Below are 2,258 nucleotides of genomic sequence, written 5' to 3'. Positions count from 1 at the left end.
TGTCGTCACGCAGTGCGGCTTCGGCTTCGGCGGCATACTTCAAGGCCTTGCGCAGGGACCATTGCGGGGGAATGCCGGCGTGGACCATGGCGACGTCGCGCTGCTCGTCGTAGTGCATGAGTTTCTGCTGGCGCAGCCACTCGAGCAGGTCGGTCGCGTCCGGCGCTTCGAGAATCTCGCGCAGGGTGTCGGACTTCTTCAAGCGCTCGATGTTGTTAGCGGCGGCGAGCAGGTGCAGATCGTGATTGCCGAGGACGCAGACCAGCGATTCCCGCATGCCATAGAGGAAGCGCAGGGTCTCCAGCGATTGCGGGCCACGGTTGACCAGATCGCCGACCAGCCACAGCCGATCGTGTGCCGGGTTGAACGCTACTTGCTTGAGCAGGCATTTGAGCGGTTCGAGGCAGCCTTGCAGGTCGCCGACGGCGTACGTCGTCATCAGTGCAGGGCTCCGGGCACGGCAAGGCGGAAGGGCTTGATGACTGCGTCGAAATGTTTGCCGTCATTGGCGACCATTTCATAGGTGCCCTGCATGGTGCCGACCTTGGTGGTCATGACCGTGCCGCTGCTGTAGGTGTGACTTTGGCCTGCAGCGATCAGCGGTTGCTGGCCAACGACACCGGCGCCGCGGACTTCCTCGACATGGCCGTCGCCATCGGTAATCACCCAGTGCCGGGACATCAGGCGCGCGGGCTGCTCGCCATTGTTCTGCACGGTGATGGTGTAGGCGAAGGCGAAGCGGTCGTGCTCGGGTTGCGATTGGTCTGCCAGATAGCGGGTAACGACGCTGACATCGACCTGGTAACGGGAATCGGACATGCAAAAGGCCTTAACGAAGCGGAACGCGGGGCGTAGCTGATGGGGATTCAGTCTAGGCAAGTATCGGGCAGTAAACCAGAGTGGCGTCCTGCCCGATAGCGTTCATCGCCAGTCAGTCGGCGACGGGAGAGGCCGGAACCTGTTCGGCGAGCTGGTCGGCCAGGCGCACGAATGCGGCCAGGTCCAGTTGCTCGGGGCGCAGGCTGCCGTCAACACCGGCGGCCTCGATCTCGGCAGCGGTCATCAATTGCTTGAGGGTATTGCGCAGGGTCTTGCGACGCTGGTTGAACGCTTCGCGGACGACGCGCTCCAGCAGGCGATGATCCTTGGCCGGGTGTGGCAGTACCGTATGCGGCACCAGACGGACAATGGCCGAGTCGACCTTCGGCGGCGGGTTGAATGCACCCGGGCCAACGTTGAACAGGTGTTCCACGCGGCAGTGGTACTGAACCATGATCGACAGGCGACCCCAGTCACCGCCACCCGGGCCGGCCGCCAGACGCTCGACCACTTCTTTCTGCAGCATGAAGTGCATGTCGCGAATGATGCCGGCGTTGTTCAGCAGGTGAAAGATCAGCGGCGTGGAGATGTTGTACGGCAGGTTGCCGACCACTCGCAGGCTGTTCGGCGCGGCATTCAACGTATTGAAGTCGAACTTCAGCGCATCGCCCTGATGCAGGTTGAAGTTGCTCTTGCCGGCGAACTGCTGGTTGAGGATCGGAATCAGGTCCTTGTCCAGTTCCACCACATCGAGTTGCGCGCCGGAGCTGAGCAGGCCGGCTGTCAGTGCGCCCTGGCCCGGGCCGATTTCCAGCATGCGGTCGTCAGGTTTGGCGCTGATGGAGCGCAGGATGCGGTCGATAACGCCGGCATCGTGCAGGAAGTTCTGGCCAAAGCGTTTGCGCGCCTTGTGTTGGTATTGCTCGGTCATAAACGGGTCTCGGCCATCTGGTAGGCGGTTTCCAGGGCGACCTGCAGGCTGCCGGTGTCGATCTTGCCGCTGCCGGCCAGATCCAGGGCGGTGCCGTGGTCGACCGATGTACGGATGATCGGCAAGCCAAGGGTCACGTTGACGGCGGCGCCGAAGCCTTTGTACTTCAGCACGGGCAGGCCCTGGTCGTGGTACATCGCCAGCACTGCGTCGCAGTGCTCCAGATATTTGGGGGTAAACAGAGTGTCGGCAGGCAGCGGGCCACGAAGGTCCATGCCCTCGCCGCGCAGGCGCTCCAGAGTGGGTTCGATGATGTCGATTTCTTCATGGCCCAGGTGTCCGCCTTCGCCGGCGTGCGGGTTGAGCCCGCAGACCAGGATGCGTGGCCGGGCGATGCCGAATTTTTCTTGCAGGTCGCTGTGCAGGATCCGCGTGACTCGCTCCAGCCGCTGCGGCGTGATCGCATCGGCGATGTCGCGCAGGGGCAGGTGCGTGGTGACCAGTGCCA

3 protein-coding genes and 1 pseudogene are annotated in these 2,258 nt (G+C 63.2%); all 4 read right to left on the bottom strand.

From position 1 onward, the window contains the following. A pseudogene (locus tag DBR24_RS33740) lies at positions 1-385 on the bottom strand (symmetrical bis(5'-nucleosyl)-tetraphosphatase); the annotation flags it as partial. 53 nt (positions 386-438) lie between these two features. Further along, positions 439-819 (bottom strand): Co2+/Mg2+ efflux protein ApaG, encoded by a 381-nt coding sequence (apaG, locus tag DBR24_RS25405; RefSeq protein ID WP_123469268.1) that lies wholly within the window; start codon positions 817-819, stop codon positions 439-441. A 112-nt stretch (positions 820-931) separates the two neighbouring features. Then, the gene (rsmA, locus tag DBR24_RS25400; RefSeq protein WP_123469266.1) at positions 932-1,750 is read right to left on the bottom strand and encodes a 16S rRNA (adenine(1518)-N(6)/adenine(1519)-N(6))-dimethyltransferase RsmA; all 819 of its coding nucleotides are present in this window, start codon (positions 1,748-1,750) and stop codon (positions 932-934) included. Beyond that, a partial coding sequence (locus DBR24_RS33735) for a 4-hydroxythreonine-4-phosphate dehydrogenase PdxA (RefSeq protein WP_256591822.1) occupies positions 1,747-2,258 on the bottom strand: 512 nt, incomplete at its 5' end. The genes DBR24_RS33735 and rsmA, both read right to left, overlap by 4 nt.

It is taken from the genome of Pseudomonas sp. HMWF006, from assembly GCF_003061205.1.
Taxonomy (GTDB): Bacteria; Pseudomonadota; Gammaproteobacteria; order Pseudomonadales; family Pseudomonadaceae; genus Aquipseudomonas; species Aquipseudomonas monsensis.
This window is presented reverse-complemented; position numbering and strand designations above follow the sequence as displayed.

Bases quoted from the DNA above. Each gene is read 5' to 3' on its own strand.
- rsmA (WP_123469266.1), bottom strand. From the start codon at position 1,750: ATGACCGAGCAATACCAACACAAGGCGCGCAAACGCTTTGGCCAGAAC.
- apaG (WP_123469268.1), bottom strand. From the start codon at position 819: ATGTCCGATTCCCGTTACCAGGTCGATGTCAGCGTCGTTACCCGCTAT.